Source organism: Streptomyces sp. NPDC034049 (genome assembly GCF_055575575.1).
In genome coordinates this window covers 426,885-445,403 of record NZ_JBVISJ010000001.1, presented here as the reverse complement: position 1 = coordinate 445,403, position 18,519 = coordinate 426,885, and the positions used below count along the sequence as shown (strand labels likewise).

Below are 18,519 nucleotides of genomic sequence, written 5' to 3'. Positions count from 1 at the left end.
ACGGGGGTGTGGGGCGCCGCGAACGTGGGGCGCCCCACACCCCATTGCGTCGCTCTGACGATTACACTGGGCCGCGTGCCTCAACTTCGTCTCGCTTTGAATCAGATCGACTCGACCGTCGGCGATCTCGCCGGGAACGCCGAGGCGGTGGTCCGGTGGACCCGGCACTCAGCCGAGCAGGGAGCGCATCTGGTGGCGTTCCCGGAGATGGTGCTGACCGGGTACCCCGTCGAGGACCTCGCGCTGCGCCAGTCCTTCGTGGAGGCCTCCCGCGCCGCGCTGAAGGCGCTCGCCGCGCGGCTCGCCGACGAGGGCTTCGGGGAACTGCCGGTGATCGTCGGCTACCTCGACCGTTCCGAGTCCGCCGCGCCGAAGTACGGCCAGCCGGCCGGGGCGCCCCGGAACGCGGGCGCGGTGCTGCACCGGGGCGAGGTGGCGCTCACCTACGCCAAGCACCACCTCCCCAACTACGGCGTGTTCGACGAGTTCCGCTACTTCGTGCCCGGCGACACCATGCCGGTGCTGCGGCTGCACGGCATCGACATCGCCCTCGCCATCTGCGAGGACCTCTGGCAGGACGGCGGCCGCGTCCCGGCCGCCCGGTCCGCCGGGGCCGGGCTGCTGCTCTCCGTCAACGCCTCGCCGTACGAGCGCGACAAGGACGACACCCGGCTCGAACTGGTGCGCAAGCGGGCCCAGGAGGCCGGCTGTACGACCGCCTATCTGGCGATGATCGGCGGCCAGGACGAGCTGGTCTTCGACGGTGACTCGATCGTCGTCGACAAGCACGGCGAAGTGGTCGCGCGGGCGCCGCAGTTCGCGGAGGGGTGCGTGGTCCTCGACCTGGACCTCCCGGCGGCCGCCGCCGAACCGGTCACGGGCGTCGTGGACGACGGGCTGCGCATCGACCGGCTCGTGATCTCCGAGGAGCCGCTGCCCGCGTACGAGCCGGAGCTGACCGGCGGGTACGCGGACCGCCTCGACGACGACGAGGAGGTGTACTCGGCGCTGGTGGTGGGCCTGCGGGCGTACGCCGCCAAGAACGGCTTCTCGTCCGTCCTGATCGGGCTCTCCGGCGGCATCGACTCGGCGCTCGTCGCGGCGATCGCGTGCGACGCGCTGGGCGCGCAGAACGTCTACGGCGTGTCCATGCCGTCGAAGTACTCGTCGGACCACTCCAAGGGCGACGCGGCGGAGCTGGCGCGGCGGACGGGGCTGAACTTCCGCACGATCCCGATCGAGCCGATGTTCGACGCGTACATGTCGTCGACCGAGCTGACGGGGCTGGCCGAGGAGAACCTCCAGTCGCGGCTGCGCGGCACGCTGCTGATGGCGATCTCCAACCAGGAGGGCCACATCGTCCTCGCGCCCGGCAACAAGTCGGAGCTGGCGGTGGGGTACTCGACGCTGTACGGCGACTCGGTGGGCGCGTACGGCCCCATCAAGGACGTGTACAAGACGTCGATCTTCCGCCTGGCGGAGTGGCGCAACCGGGCGGCGGTCAAGCGTGGCCAGACCCCGCCGATCCCGGAGAACTCCATCTCCAAGCCCCCGAGCGCGGAACTGCGCCCCGGCCAGGTCGACACGGACTCCCTCCCGGACTACCCGGTCCTGGACGCGATCCTCGCGCTGTACGTCGACCGCGACCAGGGCGCCGACGCGATCGTCGCCGCCGGCTTCGACCGGGACCTGGTCGTCAAGACGCTGCGCATGGTCGACACCGCCGAGTACAAGCGGCGCCAGTACCCGCCGGGCACGAAGATCTCTCCCAAGGGCTTCGGCAAGGACCGCCGGCTGCCGATCACCAACCGCTGGCGCGAGCAGGCGTAGGCACCGGGCCGGGGCCTGGGGGCGGGTCCCTCAGGCCCCGGGGTCACTCGGGCCCCGGAGTCCCTCAGGCCTCCGCGTCCCTCAGGCCTCCGGGTCCCGCAGGCCGACGCAGTCGAAGGCCCAAAAGACGTCCGAGTAGACGAAGGTGCCCGTCATCCACGGCTCGTGGGCGGAGAGACGGGCGACCTGGAACGCGGCCTCGGGGATGCGCAGCGACGGCGAGCGGAAGCCCGCCGCGACGGCGCCCTCGAAGCCGCGTGTGCCGTAGTAGTGCGGAGACCCCTCCAGGAAGACCAGCGGCACCCCCTGGCCGTCCGCCGCCGCGAGGGCGTGCGCGACGAGCCGGGTTCCGATGCCCTGACCCTGGAACTCCGGGAGCACGCCGAGCGGCGACAGGGTCAGCACGTCCACGATCCGGCGCGGGGCGTCCAGGCGCGCCGCGCTCAGCAGGACGTGGCCGACGACCCGGTCGTCCACGGTGGCGACGAAGGAGAGCGGCGCCCTCGCGGCGACCGTGGCGCGCAGCGCCTCCACGAGCCCGGGGACCCGCTCCTCGTCACCGAAGGCGCGCGCATGGACCTCGCGCACCCCTCGGTGGTCGTCGGCGGTCTCCTGCCTGATCACCGGCCCCGCACCACTCGAAGCGAACGGCGGCCGGTCGGACGTGTCGTGTGCGGTCATGGCCGCGAGCGTAGATCCGGAGGCGTCCCCCGGGCGAGGCGATTACGCCCCCAGCCGCACCGTCTCCGACTCCCCCGGCACATGGGACGCCACCACGCGGCCGCGGTGCGGGGCGGGGGTGGGTGTCCGGCGGGTGTCGACGGCGTAGGACACCGCCGCGACCGCCAGGCCGATCACCGCGAGGCCCGCGCCCGCCAGCGCAGGGGCCGTCGTGCCGAGGCCGGCGGTCAGGGCGAGGCCGCCGATCCAGGCGCCGCCCGCGTTGGCGAGGTTGAAGGCGGCCTGGTTGGCGGAGGAGGCGAGGGAGGGGCCGCCGGCGGCCTTCTCCATGACCATCAGCTGGAGCGGCGAGCCGGTGGCGAAGGCGGCGACGCCGAGGAGGAGGACGGCCAGGGCGGCGCTCCACTGCGCGGCCATGAGGACCGGGAAGAGGCCGAGGACCAGGATCAGGGACGCCAGGCCGCCGAAGAGGGTGCCGCGCAGGGAGTGGTCGGCGAGGCGGCCGCCGGCCAGGTTGCCGATGGTCGCGCCGACGCCGAACAGCGCGAGCAGCATGGTCACGCTGGTCTCGGCGTACCCGGCGGAGTCCGTGAGCATGGGCGTGATGTAGCTGTAGGCGGAGAAGAGGGCGCCGAAGCCGGCGACGGTGGTGCCGAGGGCGAGCCAGACGGGCAGGGAGCGCAGGGCGCCCAGTTCGCCGCGCAGGCCCGAGGAGTGGTGCTCCGCCCGGTCGTCCGGCAGCAGGAGGGCGAGGGAGGCGATGGCGGCGAGGCCGATCGCGCTGACGCCGAGGAAGGTGATCCGCCAGCCGAAGTGCTGGCCCACGAGGGTCGCGGCCGGGACGCCGGCGACGTTGGCGATCGTCAGGCCGAGGAACATCAGCGAGACGGAGCGGGCCTTGCGCTCCGGCGCCACGAGGCCGGTCGCGACGACCGCGCCGACACCGAAGAAGGCGCCGTGCGGCAGACCGCTGAGGAAGCGGGCGGCGAGCAGCCAGTGCTCGTCGGGGGCGAGCGCGGAGAGGGCGTTGCCGGCGACGAAGAGGAGCATCAGCCCGATCAGCACCTTGCGGCGGGGCATCCGGGCGGTGGCCGCGGCGAGCAGCGGGGCGCCGATGACGACGCCGAGCGCGTACGCCGAGACGAGGTGACCGGCGGCGGGGATCGTGATGCCGAGGTCGGCGGCGACCTCGGGGAGCAGGCCCATGATGACGAACTCGGTCGTGCCGATTCCGAAGGCGCCTACGGCGAGAGCGAGCAGGGCCAAAGGCATGGCGGAGAGACCTTTCAAAGGGTGCGGGAGGACAGGAGGAAGGAAAGGAAGGAATCGGTTCCGTTCCATCGTATGTTCATTGACGGAACAAACCCGAACCGGGGCCTATTCCTCTGTCCCGCTCCCCCCACCCCACCTGCGCCGTCGGCCTCCGGGCGTGTCGATCGTCACCCGCATCGGCCTCGCGCCGTCAGCCGCCCGACGTCTCCGTCGTCACGCGCGCCGCCACCGGCAGGTGGTCGCTGCCGGTCTCCGGCAGGGTCCAGGACGCCTTGGGTTCCATGCCGCGGACCATGATCTGGTCGATCCGGGCCATCGGGAACGACGCCGGCCAGCTGAAGCCGAAGCCGCTGCCCGCCGCGCCCTGGGTGGAGCGCATCTGGGCGGTGACGGCGTTCAGGGCGCGGTCGTTCATGGTGCCGTTGAGGTCGCCGAGGAGGACGACCTGCTGGATCGGCTCGTCGGCGATGGCCTCGCCGAGGGCGTCGGCGCTCTTGTCGCGCTGGCGGGCGGTGAACCCGGCCTCCAGCTTCACCCGCACCGAGGGGAGATGGGCGACGTAGACGGCGACGGGCCCGCCGGGTGCCGCCACCGTCGACCGCATCGCCCGCTCCCAGCCGAGCTTGATGTCGACGGCCTCGGTGTCGCTCATCCGGTACTTGCTCCACAGCCCGACCGTGCCGACGACCTCGTGGTACGGGTAGGTCGCCGCGAGCGCCTTCTCGTACACCGGCACCGCGTTCTCGGTGAGTTCCTCCAGCGCCACCACGTCCGCGCCGGAGGCGGCGACCTCGCGGGCCGTGCCGGACGGGTCGGCGTTGTCCGCGTTGACGTTGTGGGTGACGACGGCGAGGTCGCCGCCGGTGCCGGTCTTGCTGGTGACCAGTCCGCCGAAGATGTTCAGCCAGACGACGGTGGGCACCAGGAGCGCGACGAGCGCCGTCGCCGACCTGCGCACCAGGGCGAGGACCAGTAGCACCGGGATCGCGAGACCGAACCAGGGCAGGAACGTCTCGGTCAGACTGCCCAGGTTGCCCACGGTGTTGGGGACCTGGGCGTGCAGCACCATCACCAGGGCGACGAGTACGGCGAGGACCGCGAGGACGATGCCGCGCCGCCAGATCCGCCGGTCTCCTCTCCACCCACCGAAGAGGCGGCCGAACAGGCGCCGGAACCGGGATCGTTCGCGGCCCTGCCCTGCGCCGCCGCCCGTCTCCGTCATGTACGCCTGCGCCATACCGTCGCCTCACTGCCTGCCGTGCACTTCGTCCCCCCGCGCTCTCAAAACCCTAGGGGATGATCGCCGTCGTTCCCGCCGTCACCGGGCGGTCGTACGGGAGCAAGGACGCCCAACCCGCTGTTCGGAGTTCCGAACCGGCGGACAGGGCCCGACGTCTGTAACGAAACGCGCACATCGCTGTGACTCACTTCGCAGGCCGCCGGCGGTCCGACGGTCAGTCAGGAGGGCGGAGCCCTTCGAGGACCGTGTCGACGATGCGCTCCGCGAGGTTCTCGGGGAGCGGGGCGTCCGGGCGCATGACGGTGCGGACCAGCATGGGGCCGAAGACCAGGTCGCCGACGAGGTCGATGTCCACGTCCGGGCGGAGTTCGCCGTTGTCCCGGCCCCGGCGCAGGACGTCGGCGAGGGCCCGGCGGCGGGGGGCGACGACGTCCGCGTGGTAGGCGTCCCAGATCTTGGGGCTGCTCTTCATCTGGGCGATGACGTTGTGCAGGATCGCCGAGGGCCGGTTGAGCAGCCCGCGCCGGCGTGCCGCCTCCAGGAAGACGACCAGGTCGTCGCGCATCGAGGTGCCGGGCAGCACCGGGTCCGGGGGTTCGGCGGCCCGCAGCACGTCGACGAAGAGCGCCTCCTTACCGCTCCAGCGGCGGTAGATGGTCGCCTTGCCGACGCCGGCGGTGCGGGCCACCCGCTCGATCGACAACTCCGCGAGCGGCACGCCCTCTTCGAGGAGCTTCATGACGCCCTCGATGATGGACCGCTCCACGGCCTCGCTGCGGGGCCGTCCGCGTACGGGGCGCCCGTCCCGGACCCGCCCGTCTCCGGCGTGGCTCTCGGCGAGGCTCAAGGTCGACTCCGTCTCTCGTGTGCTGGTCCGGCTCACTCGTGGTCCTGTTCGACCACTCGCGTGTCGGTCCGATTCTCCGTCAGTGGTCGGCGGCCACCAACTCCGTCTCCTCCTCGCCCTCTTGGCCGCCCTTCGGCCGTCCCGGCAGGAACACCGCCATGGCCACCGCGCCGAGGAGGGCGATGCCGGCTCCGCACAGGGCCGTCACGTGCATCGCGTGCAGGAAGGCGTCGTGGGCCGGGGCGACCAGGGACTCGCCCCGCTCGCCGAGCCGGGCGGCGAGGCCGAGGGTGGCCTCGATGGACTCGGCGGCGGCGTGCGGGGCGCCGGCGGGCAGGTCGCCCTCGATGCCGTGCCGGTAGGCGGTGGAGAGCACCGAGCCGAGGACGGCGATACCGAGGGCGCCGCCGACCTGCCGGAAGGTGTTGCTGAGCGCGGACGCCGAGCCGGCCTTCTCGCGGGGCAGGGCCTGCATGACGACGACGCTCAGCGGGGTCATCACATGCGCCATGCCGACACCCATGAAGAAGAAGACGACTTCGAGGATCCAGATCGGGGTGTCCCCGTCCAGCACGGCGAACGCGGCCAGCATCGCGGCGATCAGCGTCATGCCGGCCGTGCACACCGCGCTGTTGCCGAACCGGTCGACGACGAGGCGGGCGCGGGGCGCGAAGACGAGCTGCGCGACGGCCAGCGGGAGCATCAGCAGGCCGGTCTGGAGCGGGGAGTAGCCGCGGACGGTCTGGGTGTAGAAGACGGAGAAGAAGGTGACGCCCATCAGTGCGAAGAAGACCAGACCGATGACGCCGATGGCGGCGGAGAACACCTTGTTCTTGAAGAAGTCCATGTCGATGGACGGGTGGTCGCTGCGCTTCTCGAAGACCACGAAGGCGGCGAGGACCGCGAGGCCGGCCAGGCTGGGCGCGAGGACCGTGGCGTCGGTGAAGTCGGCGAGCTGGCCGCCGCGGATGATGCCGTAGACGAGGAGGACGAGGCCGACCACGGAGAGCAGGACGCCGACGGGGTCGACACGGCCGGGGTTCGGATCCCGCGAGTCGGGGACCAGCCAGATCATCAGGCCGAGGGCGAGGGCGACGATCGGCACGTTGATCAGGAAGACCGAGCCCCACCAGAAGTGGTCGAGCAGGAGGCCGCCGGTGATCGGGCCGATGGCGATGGCGAGGCCGACGCCGCCCGCCCAGATGCCGATGGCCTTGGGCTGCTCGTCGCGTTCGAAGACGTTCATCAGGACGGCGAGGGTGGCGGGCATCACGAAGGCGGCGCCGAGACCCATGACCGCGCGGAAGGCGATCAGCTCGCCCGGGGAGCCCGACAGGGCGGCCAGCGCCGAGCCGATGCCGAAGACGACGAGCCCGCCGAGCAGCACCTTCTTGCGGCCGAGGCGGTCGCCGAGGAGACCGGCGGAGAACAGCAGCCCCGCGAAGACCAGCGTGTAGGCGTTGATCGCCCACTCCAGCTCGCTCTGGGTGGCGCCGAGACCGGTGGGCTCCGGGGTGGAGATCGTCTTGATGGCGACATTGAGGATCGAGTTGTCGAGCACCACGATCAGCAGGCTCAGCATCAGCACGCCGAGGATCACCCAACGGCGCCGGTGCACCGCCGCCGGTATGCGGGAGTCAGGGACTGCGGTAGTCATGTCGTCGACCCTAGACCTATTTCGATACGGGACCGTCTCGTATCGTAAATCTTTTACCCGGCTCTTACGTGCCGTATGCCTGCACGGTCACATGTACCCGCTCTGGCCCTGTCCCGTCCTAGGTGCCACCATGGGACGTGGTCCGGGGACACCGTCAGGGTGCCTCGAGATGACATGAAGGAGCTGGAGCGATGACGCAGCTTTCGGCTGCCCAGACGAAGCCCTCCGACGGCAGCAAGGCGCTGTACGGGGGCAAGGGCACACGCCGTATCACGGTCCGGGACATCGCCCTCGCCAAGGAACGCGGCGAGAAGTGGCCCATGCTCACCGCCTACGACGCGATGACCGCGTCCGTCTTCGACGAGGCCGGCATCCCGGTGATGCTCGTCGGCGACTCCGCGGGCAACTGCCACCTCGGGTACGAGTCGACCGTGCCCGTCACCCTCGACGAGATGACCATGCTCTCCGCGGCCGTCGTACGGGGCACCAGCCGCGCCCTGATCGTCGGCGACCTGCCCTTCGGCTCCTACCAGGAGGGCCCGGTGCAGGCGCTGCGCTCGGCGACCCGGCTGGTCAAGGAGGCCGGGGTCGGCGCGGTCAAGCTGGAGGGCGGCGAGCGGTCGCACCGCCAGATCGAGCTGCTGGTCGAGTCCGGCATCCCCGTGATGGCCCACATCGGCCTCACGCCGCAGTCCGTCAACGCGATGGGCTACCGCGTGCAGGGGCGCGGCGAGGAGGCCGCGCAGCAGTTGCTGCGCGACGCCAAGGCCGTCCAGGACGCGGGCGCGTTCGCGGTGGTCCTCGAGCTGGTTCCGGCGGAGCTGGCGGCTGAGGTCACGCGGGTGCTGCACATTCCGACGGTCGGCATCGGTGCCGGGGCCGAGACGGACGCGCAGGTGCTCGTGTGGACGGACATGCTGGGGCTGACGGGCGGGCGGGTGCCGAAGTTCGTCAAGAAGTACGCGGATCTCCGTACGGTCATGGGGGACGCGGCGAAGGCGTTCGCCGAGGACGTCGTGGGCGGGACGTTCCCGCTGGAGGAGCACTCCGTCCACTAGGCGGAACCCACGGGGGTGGGGGCGCTGGGGGGTGCGTTGTCGGGTGCGGGTGCGTGGGGGCTGGTCGCGCAGTTCCCCGCGCCCCTGAAAGCTTCAGGCCCCTGCGGGCCTGAAGGACCACGACTCTGCGGGCCTGAAAAGCAAGGGGCGCAGCCCCTGCTTTTCAGGGGCGCGGGGAACTGCGCGAGAAGCCCCCACGCACCCGCAGCCGCACCCGCAGCCGCACCCGCACCCGCACCCGCAGCCGCAGCCGCAGCCGCCGACGAAACCCTCACCCCCGAGCTGTCAGGCGCCGTCGGTCGGCCATCGGCCGTGTCGGCGGGCTGTCGGTGGTTTGTCGGTGGGGGCTGGGACCGTCGTCCGCATGACACGAATCGACAAGAACGCCAGCGGCGCGAAAGGCGCTGTCGCCGTGCGGGGGCTGGTCAAGCACTACGGGGAGACCAGGGCGCTGGACGGTGTCGACCTCGACGTGCGAGAAGGCACCGTGATGGGCGTGCTCGGCCCCAACGGGGCCGGCAAGACCACCCTCGTACGGTGCCTGTCCACACTGATCACACCGGACGCGGGCCGGGCGACCGTGGCCGGGTACGACGTCGTACGGCAGCCGCGCCAGCTGCGCCGGGTGATCGGCCTGACCGGCCAGTACGCCTCGGTGGACGAGAAGCTGTCCGGCTTCGAGAACCTCTACATGATCGGCCGGCTGCTCGACCTGCCCCGGAAGGAGGCGAGGAGCCGCGCGACCGGCCTGCTGGAGCGGTTCTCGCTCACCGAGGCCGCCGGGCGCCCGGCGGGGACGTACTCCGGCGGTATGCGGCGGCGCCTCGACCTGGCCGCGTCCATGATCGGCAGCCCGGCCGTGCTCTACCTGGACGAACCGACGACCGGCCTGGACCCGCACACCCGCAACGAGGTGTGGGCCGAGGTGAAGCGGATGGTCGGGGACGGCGTGACCGTGCTGCTGACCACCCAGTACATGGAGGAGGCCGAGCAGCTGGCCTCCGAGCTGACCGTGATCGACCGGGGGAAGGTGATCGCGGGCGGCCGGATCGAGGAGCTGAAGGCGCAGGTCGGGGGGCGTACGCTCCGGGTCCGGACGGCCGATCCGGTGCAGCTGCGCCCACTGGCCGCGGATCTGGACGGCCTGGGGATCACCGGGCTCGCCACCACCACCGTGGACACCGAGACCGGCACCCTCCTCGTCCCGATCCTCAGCGACGAGCAGTTGACCGCCGTCGTCGGCGCGATCACCGCGCGCGGCGTCACCATCGCCTCCATCAGCACCGAACTGCCCAGTCTGGACGAGGTGTTCCTGTCGCTCACCGGCCACAAGGCCAGTGCCCCGCAGGACGTCGACCTGTCCCCCGCCTACGAGGAGGTCGCCGTATGAGCTCCCACCCGTCACCCACCGCCACCCTGAACGAGGCGCTACGCGCCGCCCCTTTGAACACCCTGCCCACCACGGGCGAGGCCGACGGCCGGATCGGGCTGCGGGCCCACGCCCGGCACACCGGGGCGCTCGTCCGGCGCAATCTGCTGTGGATCCGGCAGGACCCGGAGTCGATGTTCGACGCGGTGCTGATGCCGATCGTGTTCACCCTGCTCTTCGTGTACGTCTTCGGCGGCTCCATCGGGCAGGCGCTCGGCGGCGGCCAGGAACAGTACGTGCAGTACGTGGTGCCGGGCCTGATGGCGATGATGGGCATGAACATCGCCATGGGCGTCGGCACGGGCTTCAACGAGGACTTCCAGAAGGGCGTCATGGACCGCTTCCGGTCCCTGCCGATCGGCCGGTCCTCGGTGCTGCTCGCGAAGATCTCCGTCGAACTGCTGCGCATGCTGGTCGCCACGACCATCCTGCTGACCGTCGGTGTCCTCATCGGCTTCGACATCACCAGCTGGCCGGGGCTGCTGGGCGCGGTCGGTCTGGCCGTCGTCTTCGGCTCGTCCCTGATGTGGATCTTCCTGGTGCTGGGCGTGACCATGAAGAACGCGCAGTCCGTACAGGCCATGGGCTTCCTGGTGCTGTTCCCGCTGCAGTTCGGCTCGTCGATCTTCGCGCCGACCGGGTCCATGCCGGGCTGGCTCCAGACCTTCACGGACTACAACCCGCTGTCCTCCCTCGCGGACGCCGCGCGCGGCCTGATGACGGGTGGGCCCGTCGCCCACGACCTGCTGGTCACCCTCGGCTGGTCGGTGGCCCTGACGGCGGTGATGGCGCCCATCGCGATCCACAAGTTCAAGACGAAGAACTGACCTCAGACGAGGGCGGCGGCCTCCTCACGGGAGAGGGCGCCGCCCTCGGCGTACGCCCGCTCGTAGGCCGCGTCGTCCAGCAGGGCCCGGACCTCGCGCTCGGCCCGGGCGCGGCCCTCGACCTCCCACGGGCCGGAGACATGGCCCGGCGGCAGATGCGCGTCGGCGGCGCCCAGCAGGCGGGCCGCGTCGAGGACGCGGGCTCCGCCGTCGACCCCCGCGACGGACAGGGCGGCGACGACGAAGTGGAGGGAGGGCATATGGGGCGTGACCACCAGGGACAGCTTGTCCAGGCTTCGCTCCAGCGCCTTGCGGATCAGCCGCAGCGCCTCCTCGTGGCGTCCGTACGCCCCCTCCAGCCAGCCCTCGACACCGAGGAAGTAGCCGGCGAAGAGCACGAAGTCGGCGGCTTCGAAGTTCTCGCGCAACAGGGCGAGTTGACGACGGGCCTCGGCCTGCCGTCCGGTGCGGCCGAGGCGGATCGCGAGGAAGAGACGGGCCGCGGGCACCGCCTCACGGGCGGCGTGACGCCCGGCGTCCAACACGTCGAACAGCAGTTTCTCGCCCCGCTCGCCCTCGCCGCCCTCCACGAGCACACTGCCGAGCCGGACGCCGAGGATACCCAACTGGGCGTTGGTGCCGAGCCGTTCGGCGTACTCGATGGCCCGCTCGAAGTCCGCCGCGGCGGCCGCGAACTCGCCCTGGCGCTCCCTGGCCTCTCCGCGCGCGGAGAGCGCCTCGGCGGCACCCCAGGCGTCCCCGAGCCGGTCGAAGATCTCCAGCGACTCGTCGGCGTCGACGGTGGCGTCGCCCGCCCAGTCGCTGCGGTTGGCGAGGATGTTGGCCCTCATCTGCAGGGTCTGCGCCAACTCCCAGGTGTAGCCGAGTTCGCGGCAGGTGCGGATGTTGGCGTCCAGGATGGCGCGGAGCCGGTCCATGTCGCCGGTCAGCAGGACGGCGTAGAACCACATGAAGCCGGGGAAGCGGCAGGTCTGCGGCTGGCCCGGCCGGTAGGTCTCGCTGATGACCCGCAGCCGCTCCTGGCCCGCGGACGTCTCCCAGGCGGGCAACTCCATGTCCATACAGGCCAGATGGACCAGGTGCGCGCCCCGCCGGGCCTCGTCGAGGACGTCCGGGCCCATGGGCGGCGGCCGGTCGACGGCGCGTCCGGGCACGTCCGGCACGGGGCGCGCGGGGGCGGTGAAGGGATCCGGGCCGAGGTCCTTGACCTGGGCGGACCAGTGCCGCGCCTCGGACTTCAGGTCGCGCATCTGCCAGTACCAGCACAGCGACAGGGTCAGACAGAGCGCCTCCTGCTCGTCCCGCTCGGCGACGGCGCGTCTGAGCGCGGTGCGGATGTTCTCGTACTCCAGCTCCAGCAGCTCGATCGCGGCGCGCTGGCCGGAGCCGCGCAGCAACGGGTCGGTGACACGGACGAGTTCGCGGTAGTACGTGAGGTGCGCGCGTTCGGCGGCGGGGCGGGTGCCCGTCTCGTCCAGGCGCTCCCCGGCGTACTCGACGACGGTCTCCAGGAGGCGGTAGCGCATCTCGGCGCCGGCGGAGCCGCCGGCGCCCGGGCCGTCGGCGCCCGGGCCGTCGGCGCCCGTCCCGGTCACGGGGGCCGCCACGACGAGGGACTTGTCGACGAGGGAGCCGAGCGCCTCCAGCGCGGCGGGGCCGCAGACCGCCTCGGCGGCGGCCAGGTCGCAGCCGCCGGCGAACACCGACAGCCGCCGCAGGACGTCCCGTTCGTCCTCGTCGAGGAGTTCCCAGGACCAGTCGACGACCGCACGCAGGGTCTGCTGGCGGGGCAGCACCGTGCGGCTGCCGGAGGTGAGCAGCCGGAAGCGGTCGTCGAGACGGTCGGCGATCTGCCGGGGCGTCAGCATCCGCAGCCGGGCCGCCGCCAGCTCGATCGCCAGCGGCAGTCCGTCGAGACGGCGGCAGATCTCGGCGGCCGCCTCCGGGTCGGCGTCGACGGTGAAGCCGGGCCGGGCGGCCGCTCCCCGGTCGGCGAGCAGGCGCAGCGCGTGGGGTTCCGTCAGCGGTTCCACCGGGCGCAGCAACTCCCCCGGTACGCCGAGGGGTTCACGGCTGGTGGCCAGGACGGTCAGCCCCGGGCAGTGCCGGAGGAGGTGGTCGACGAGGTGGGCGGCGGCGTCCACGACGTGTTCGCAGTTGTCGAGGATCAGCAACATGCGGCGGCCGGCGCAGTGCTCGGCGAGGCGGACCATGGCGTCGTCCTGGCGGTCCGCCGCGACGCGCATCTCCTCGGCGCCGGCGCCCCTCAGCACGGTCTTGCGGGCGCCGAGGGCGGTGAGGACGGCCTCCGGGACGTCGGCGGGGTCGTCGACGGGGGCGAGTTCGGCGAGCCAGACACCGTCCGGCACGGCGTCGGCGACCGCGTCGCCGGCCTCCTGGGAGAGGCGGGTCTTGCCTGCGCCGCCGGGGCCGAGGAGGGTCACGAGGCGGGTGGCGGTGAGGTCGTCGCGGATCGTGTCCAGGTCGGTGTCGCGGCCCACGAAGGAGGTGAGGCGGGCGCGGAGGTTGCCCGGGGGGCGGGTGGGGTGGGGGTGCCGGTGCGGGTTTTCGCCCCCGCCGCCCCTTCCCGTCCCATCCTCCAGGGGCTGCGCGCCTTCGACCCCCATCCGCGGGCCCGGTGGGGGCTGGTCGCGCAGTTCCCCGCGCCCCTGACGGGGCGCGGTTTCGTCCGACCACAGGAGTTCTGTGTGCAGTCTGCTGAGCACCGGGCCCGGGCTCGCGCCCAGGCGGTCCGCCAGGAGACGGCGTATCTGCTCGTAGGCGGCCAGGGCCTCCGCCGTGCGGCCGGTGTCGCGGAGGGCGCGCAGGCGGAGGGCCTGGAGGGGTTCGTCGAGGGGGTGGGTGTCGCAGAGGGCGGTGAGGTCGGGCAGCGCGGTGTCGGGGCGGCCGAGGGCGAGGGCGGCGGTGAGGCGGGTGCGGTGCGCGTCGAGGCGACGGGTCTCCCAGCGGGCGGCCTCGGCGGCGCGGTCGGGGAGGTCGGCGAGGGGCGGGTCCTGCCAGAGGGCGAGCGCGTCGTCGAGGACGTCGGCGGCCTTGGCCGGGTCACCGTCGGCGAGCGCGCGGGCGCCCTCGTCCGCGAGGCGGTCGAAGCGGTGCAGGTCGACGTCGTCATGGGTGGCCGTGAGCCGGTAGCCGCCGTTCACCGAGGCGACCGCGTCCGGGCCGAGCGCCCTGCGCAGCCGGCCGACCAGCGCCTGCAGCGCGCCTGGCGCGTCGGCGGGCGGATCGTCGGACCACACCTCGTCGACGAGGACGGCCGCAGGCACCGTCCGCCCCGGCCGCAGCGCGAGCACGGTCAACAGAGCACGCAGCCGCGCGCCCCCGACGGGGACGGGGGTGCCGTCGGACTGCAGGGCCTGGGTGGTGCCGAGGATGCGGTAGCGCACGAGGTCCATTGTCTCTGTCGGGATCGAGAACCGGGTCGGGGTTCGGGTGTCCGGCGTATCCCCCCACCTTGCTAGGAACTCGGAGGCGATCGCGAGACGTTTTCGCCGTGCGCCCGGTACCGTCGGGGCGTCCATACGAGTGATCGAGTCGCATCGACCCAGCTAGGAGTTCCATGACCACCGCCGCATCCCGCCGGAGCGACCGGAGGATCAGCCCCGTGTTCGTGGGGATCGTGGCCGTCATGGCGGTCACGGGATGGGCCACGTGGACGGGGTTCGCCGAGCAGCCCGGCCTCGCCGTCTTCCTGTTCGTGACCTCGGCGTGGATCGTGTCGCTGTGTCTGCACGAGTACGCCCACGCCCGTACGGCCCTGCACAGCGGTGACATCTCCATCGGCGCCAAGGGCTATCTCACCCTGAATCCCCTGAAATACACCCATGCCCTGCTCAGCATCGTGCTGCCCGTCGTCTTCGTGATCATGGGTGGGATCGGGCTGCCCGGTGGTGCGGTGTTCATCGAGCGGGGGCGGATCCAGGGCCGCTGGAGGCACAGCCTGATCTCGGCGGCGGGTCCGCTGACGAACGTGCTGTTCGCGGCCGTCTGCACCGCGCCCTTCTGGCTGGGCGTCACCGACGGGGTCCCGGTAGCCTTCCTCTTCGCCCTCGCCTTCCTGGCGATGCTCCAGGTCACGGCGGCGATCCTGAACTTCCTCCCGGTGCCCGGCCTGGACGGGTACGGCGTCATCGAGCCCTGGCTGTCGTACAAGATCCGTCGCCAGGTGGAGCCGCTGGCGCCCTTCGGGCTGCTGCTGGTCTTCGCGGTGCTGTGGATCCCCGCGGTGAACGGCGTGTTCTGGGACGTGATCGACGCGTTCATGCGGGGCCTCGGGATCGAGGACCGGCTGTCCGACTGCGGCTACTGGCTCTACCGCTTCTGGCGCGCGGACAGCGACATCTGCCTCACGGGGATGTGACGGCCGCGTGATCAGCCGGTGGAGCGCTCCAGCTTGGCCTTGCGCACGTAGTACCAGGTCATGTTGGACGACAGGCCGGCCATCAGCACCCACACGACACCCAGCCAGCTGCCCCGGCTGAAGGAGACCACGGCCGCGGTGACGGCGAGCAGGCAGACGACGAGGGCGTACACGGCGAGGCGGGGCATGGGGGTCGGCTCCTGACAGGGCGGTCCGGTCGGACGAGGCGGTACGGCCTCCAGTGTCCCCCATGCCCGGGGGCTCTCGTGCCTCGCCCGCGCATCGGGCCGCCCGTCGGCTACACGTCGGTCAGGCGGACGCCCGCGTGGGCCTTGTAGCGGCGGTTCACGGAGATCAGGTTGGCGACCAGCGACTCGACCTGGTGGGCGTTGCGCAGCCGGCCGGCGAAGATGCCGCGCATGCCGGGGATGCGGCCGGCCAGCGCCTGCACGAGCTCGACGTCGGCCCGCTCCTCGCCGAGGACCATCACATCGGTGTCGATCTCCTCGATCTCCGGGTCCTCCAGGAGGACGGCGGAGAGGTGGTGGAAGGCGGCGGTGACCCGCGAGTCGGGCAGCAGGGCGGCGGCCTGCTCGGCGGCGCTGCCCTCCTCCGGCTTCAGCGCGTAGGCGCCCTTCTTGTCGAAGCCGAGGGGGTTCACGCAGTCGACGACGAGCTTGCCGGCCAGTTCCTCGCGCAGTGACGTGAGGGTCTCGCCGTGCCCGTCCCACGGCACGGCGACGATCACGATGTCGCTGCGGCGGGCGGTCTCGGCGTTGTCGGCGCCCTCGACGCCGTGTCCGAGGTCCTGGGCGACGCCCTGCGCGCGGTCGGCCGCCCGCGATCCGATGATCACCTTCTGGCCTGCCTTGGCGAGCCGGTAGGCGAGGCCCTTGCCCTGCGGACCGGTGCCGCCGAGCACGCCGACGACGAGCCCCGAGACGTCCGGCAGGTCCCAGGGGTCCTTGGCGGGGGCCTTCGCGGGAACCTGCGCGGCGGACTGCTGTGCACTGTCAGTAGAGGTCATGGGCCGACTTTACGTGCGGGTCCGGGGCGGGCGACGGTCAGGTGAGCGCGGTCACGGGGATCCGGCGGAAGGTGATCGTCTCGTACGCGCCGAAGTCGCCGGTCTCGTAGAGCAGTCCGACGGTGTCGCGGTCGACGCGCACGAGGTCGGAGTACGCGGCGGGCAGCCCGTCGACGGTGTGGACGGCGCGCCAGGTGACGCCGTGGTCGGTGCTGGCGCGGACGGTCATCAGGGCACGGAAGCCGGGGTCGGCGGGGCCGGAGTGGAGGAGCAGGTCGGGGTCGCGGAGTTGGAGGACGCTGCCCTCGACGACCGGGCCGACGATGCCCGCCTGCGGCCGGAACGGCTTGACGAGGGTCTCGCCGCCGTCCGCGGAGTGGGCGTCGGCGCGGGTGCCGGGGGACGGGGAGTCGTTGCGGGTGTTGAAGTAGACCCGGCCGTCGGGGAGTTCGGCGGCGGTGGTCTCGTTGGCGTTGACGTAGCCGTCGGTGTTGTCGTCGACGTACCCGATGCGCCAGGTGGCGCCCGCGTCGTCGCTCAGCAGGCAGTGTCCGCCGTTGTACCTGCCCTCCGTGCCGTTGTCCGTGCCGGCGGGCGGGAGGGAGTGGTTGGCGGGGACCACGACACGGCCGGTGGTGAGCCGGAGCGCGTGGCCGGGGGTGGTGGCGTACCAGCGCCACTCGGGCTTCTTGGTCTGCTGGGTGATCTCCCTGGGGCCGGACCACGTCCGTCCCTCGTCGTCGCTGTGCCGCACCCAGACGCGGCGGCCGTCCGCCGCGCTCACCTCGCCGCGGCGGATGGCGTCCTCGGTGGCGTGGGCGGCGTTGCGGACGTGGACCAGCAGGACGCGTCCCGTGTCGAGGACGACGGGGGCGGGGTTGCCGGCGAGGCCGTCACCGTTCGTGGCGGCGACCTGGAGCGGGCCCCAGGTGAGGCCGCCGTCCGTCGACCGCTTCATGACGATGTCGATGTCGCCGAAGTCCTCCCGCCCGCCGACCCGGCCCTCGCAGAAGGCGAGCAGGGCGCCGGGGGTGGCGACGACGGCCGGGATCCGGAAACTGGCGTAGCCTTCGCGGCCTGCGCGGAAGGGGACGCTGGACTGGGGCACGGCGGGCATGGGAGCTCCTGACGTGGGGGGCGGCTCGTGCACGACGGGGTCGTCGTTCGGCCTGCGTGCCCGGCTCGGGCCACATCCGGGTGAACACCGGGTCACGAGTGTCCGGTTGCGGCAGGATGCGTGCGCATGGATGCCGTACGGGTCGCGTTGTTGCGTGAGGTGCTCGCCGGGACGGAGTGGCTGGGGGCCACGCGGCGGTTCGCGGGGGCGTTGCGGGGATCCGTGGTGTCGTACGGCGGTGGGCTGCTGCTCGTCGGCACGGCGTCCTACGAACCGTGGCACCTCGCGGCCCACCTGGTCGACGAGGCGGCCTGGTCCGGTACTCCGGAACTCTCGCCCACGCTCGTCCGGCATGCCGCGCGGGCCTCGGATCCGGCACATCTGGCGGTGGGGCTCGGCCGGGTGTCGGCGGCGCGGCGGGGCGAGACCCTGCTCGTGGTGGCGCCGTCGGAGCCGGGTGCGGCCCTGTTGGAGCGGGTGCACGACGCGCGGCGGGCCGGGGTGACGGTGCTCTCGCTGGACACCGGTGACCGGGAGCTCGGGGCGCTGGCCCACGAGGCGCTGGCGGCGCCCGCCGTGCCCGAGGTCGATCTGGACACGGTGCAGCATCTGGTCAGCGCGGCCGCCGGGGAGAACACGCTGCCGTCGCCGAGGGGGCGACGGCGTTTCCGGGACCGCCTCTCCCGTCTCACCGACCAGCTGACCTCCCCGCCGCCCAGCCACTGGTGATCCTGTCGGCCACCGGGGCGGTTCCCCGTCGGGGCGGCGTCGACGCTCCCGCGTGGCAGCGGGCTCCGTACGACGACCGCCCCTCGGCTCCCGCGGCGTGGTGAGGAGGCGTTCGGCGGGTCAGGCGCCGGGCTCCCCGGGTCGGGTGTCGTGCCACCGGGGGTCCGTCTCCCACTCCGCGTTGCGCTCCTGGGCCGTCTCCATGGCCCGGGCGGCTTCCTGGCGGGAGGCGTAGGGGCCCATGCGGTCCTTGCCGGGGCAGTCGGGCCCCTCTTCGACCCTCTTGTGCTCCAGGCAGTAGAACCACTCACCGGGCTTGCCGGCCGTACGCCGTTTGAACAGGGGCATGAGCTGAGTTCCCTTCGCCAGTCGTCACCGACATGGTCCCCCACCACCGCTGGTT

At 72.3% G+C, this 18,519-nt stretch carries 16 protein-coding genes; 6 read left to right on the top strand and 10 right to left on the bottom strand.

The window, feature by feature from the left end; genetic code table 11:
* Window positions 1–75 precede the first annotated feature (75 nt).
* On the top strand, window positions 76–1,830 hold the full coding sequence (locus tag ACZ52C_RS01985; protein ID WP_469072945.1) for an NAD+ synthase: 1,755 nt from the start codon (window positions 76–78) through the stop codon (window positions 1,828–1,830).
* Window positions 1,831–1,911: 81 nt separating this feature from the next.
* On the opposite strand, the gene ACZ52C_RS01980 is transcribed toward ACZ52C_RS01985, so the two are convergent.
* The 5 genes from ACZ52C_RS01980 to ACZ52C_RS01960 form a co-directional block, all read right to left on the bottom strand.
* Window positions 1,912–2,511: a GNAT family N-acetyltransferase gene (locus tag ACZ52C_RS01980; RefSeq protein WP_469072944.1), complete on the bottom strand. Its 600-nt coding sequence runs from the start codon at window positions 2,509–2,511 to the stop codon at window positions 1,912–1,914.
* A gap of 42 nt (window positions 2,512–2,553) precedes the next feature.
* Window positions 2,554–3,783 carry an MFS transporter gene (locus ACZ52C_RS01975; RefSeq protein WP_469072943.1) on the bottom strand — a complete coding sequence of 410 codons (1,230 nt, stop codon included), beginning with the start codon at window positions 3,781–3,783 and terminating at the stop codon, window positions 2,554–2,556.
* Window positions 3,784–3,973: 190 nt separating this feature from the next.
* The gene (locus ACZ52C_RS01970; protein ID WP_469072942.1) at window positions 3,974–5,020 is read right to left on the bottom strand and encodes an endonuclease/exonuclease/phosphatase family protein; all 1,047 of its coding nucleotides are present in this window, start codon (window positions 5,018–5,020) and stop codon (window positions 3,974–3,976) included.
* Between the two features lie 217 nt (window positions 5,021–5,237).
* The gene (locus tag ACZ52C_RS01965; protein WP_469072941.1) at window positions 5,238–5,870 is read right to left on the bottom strand and encodes a TetR/AcrR family transcriptional regulator; all 633 of its coding nucleotides are present in this window, start codon (window positions 5,868–5,870) and stop codon (window positions 5,238–5,240) included.
* A gap of 79 nt (window positions 5,871–5,949) precedes the next feature.
* Window positions 5,950–7,527 (bottom strand): MFS transporter, encoded by a 1,578-nt coding sequence (locus ACZ52C_RS01960; RefSeq protein WP_469072940.1) that lies wholly within the window; start codon window positions 7,525–7,527, stop codon window positions 5,950–5,952.
* A gap of 191 nt (window positions 7,528–7,718) precedes the next feature.
* Here ACZ52C_RS01960 and panB point away from each other — a divergent pair, with 191 nt between their 5' ends.
* The 3 genes from panB (at window position 7,719) to ACZ52C_RS01945 (ending at window position 10,841) form a co-directional block, all read left to right on the top strand.
* Window positions 7,719–8,585, top strand: a complete 867-nt coding sequence (gene panB / locus ACZ52C_RS01955; RefSeq protein WP_045562832.1) for a 3-methyl-2-oxobutanoate hydroxymethyltransferase — start codon at window positions 7,719–7,721, stop codon at window positions 8,583–8,585.
* 364 nt (window positions 8,586–8,949) lie between these two features.
* Complete coding sequence (locus ACZ52C_RS01950; RefSeq protein WP_469072939.1) at window positions 8,950–9,975, top strand: ATP-binding cassette domain-containing protein; 1,026 nt, start codon at window positions 8,950–8,952, stop codon at window positions 9,973–9,975.
* Window positions 9,972–10,841 carry an ABC transporter permease gene (locus ACZ52C_RS01945; protein WP_469072938.1) on the top strand — a complete coding sequence of 290 codons (870 nt, stop codon included), beginning with the start codon at window positions 9,972–9,974 and terminating at the stop codon, window positions 10,839–10,841. The genes ACZ52C_RS01950 and ACZ52C_RS01945 overlap by 4 nt, the downstream gene beginning before the upstream one ends.
* Before the next feature lie 2 nt (window positions 10,842–10,843).
* On the opposite strand, the gene ACZ52C_RS01940 is transcribed toward ACZ52C_RS01945, so the two are convergent.
* Window positions 10,844–14,278, bottom strand: coding sequence for an AfsR/SARP family transcriptional regulator (locus tag ACZ52C_RS01940; protein WP_469072937.1), 3,435 nt, complete (start codon window positions 14,276–14,278; stop codon window positions 10,844–10,846).
* A 164-nt stretch (window positions 14,279–14,442) separates the two neighbouring features.
* On the opposite strand from ACZ52C_RS01940, the gene ACZ52C_RS01935 reads away from it, so the two are divergent.
* On the top strand, window positions 14,443–15,243 hold the full coding sequence (locus ACZ52C_RS01935; RefSeq protein ID WP_469072936.1) for a site-2 protease family protein: 801 nt from the start codon (window positions 14,443–14,445) through the stop codon (window positions 15,241–15,243).
* Between the two features lie 11 nt (window positions 15,244–15,254).
* On the opposite strand, the gene ACZ52C_RS01930 is transcribed toward ACZ52C_RS01935, so the two are convergent.
* From ACZ52C_RS01930 to ACZ52C_RS01920, 3 genes are all read right to left on the bottom strand, one after another.
* Complete coding sequence (locus ACZ52C_RS01930; RefSeq protein WP_469072935.1) at window positions 15,255–15,431, bottom strand: hypothetical protein; 177 nt, start codon at window positions 15,429–15,431, stop codon at window positions 15,255–15,257.
* 110 nt (window positions 15,432–15,541) lie between these two features.
* On the bottom strand, window positions 15,542–16,270 hold the full coding sequence (gene npdG, locus ACZ52C_RS01925; protein ID WP_469072934.1) for an NADPH-dependent F420 reductase: 729 nt from the start codon (window positions 16,268–16,270) through the stop codon (window positions 15,542–15,544).
* 37 nt (window positions 16,271–16,307) lie between these two features.
* Window positions 16,308–17,387 carry a sialidase family protein gene (locus tag ACZ52C_RS01920; protein ID WP_469072933.1) on the bottom strand — a complete coding sequence of 360 codons (1,080 nt, stop codon included), beginning with the start codon at window positions 17,385–17,387 and terminating at the stop codon, window positions 16,308–16,310.
* Window positions 17,388–17,513: 126 nt separating this feature from the next.
* Here ACZ52C_RS01920 and ACZ52C_RS01915 point away from each other — a divergent pair, with 126 nt between their 5' ends.
* The gene (locus tag ACZ52C_RS01915; RefSeq protein ID WP_469072932.1) at window positions 17,514–18,116 is read left to right on the top strand and encodes a hypothetical protein; all 603 of its coding nucleotides are present in this window, start codon (window positions 17,514–17,516) and stop codon (window positions 18,114–18,116) included.
* A 120-nt stretch (window positions 18,117–18,236) separates the two neighbouring features.
* Here ACZ52C_RS01915 and ACZ52C_RS01910 read toward each other — a convergent pair whose 3' ends face one another.
* Complete coding sequence (locus tag ACZ52C_RS01910) at window positions 18,237–18,464, bottom strand: hypothetical protein (protein ID WP_469072931.1); 228 nt, start codon at window positions 18,462–18,464, stop codon at window positions 18,237–18,239.
* Window positions 18,465–18,519 lie beyond the last annotated feature (55 nt).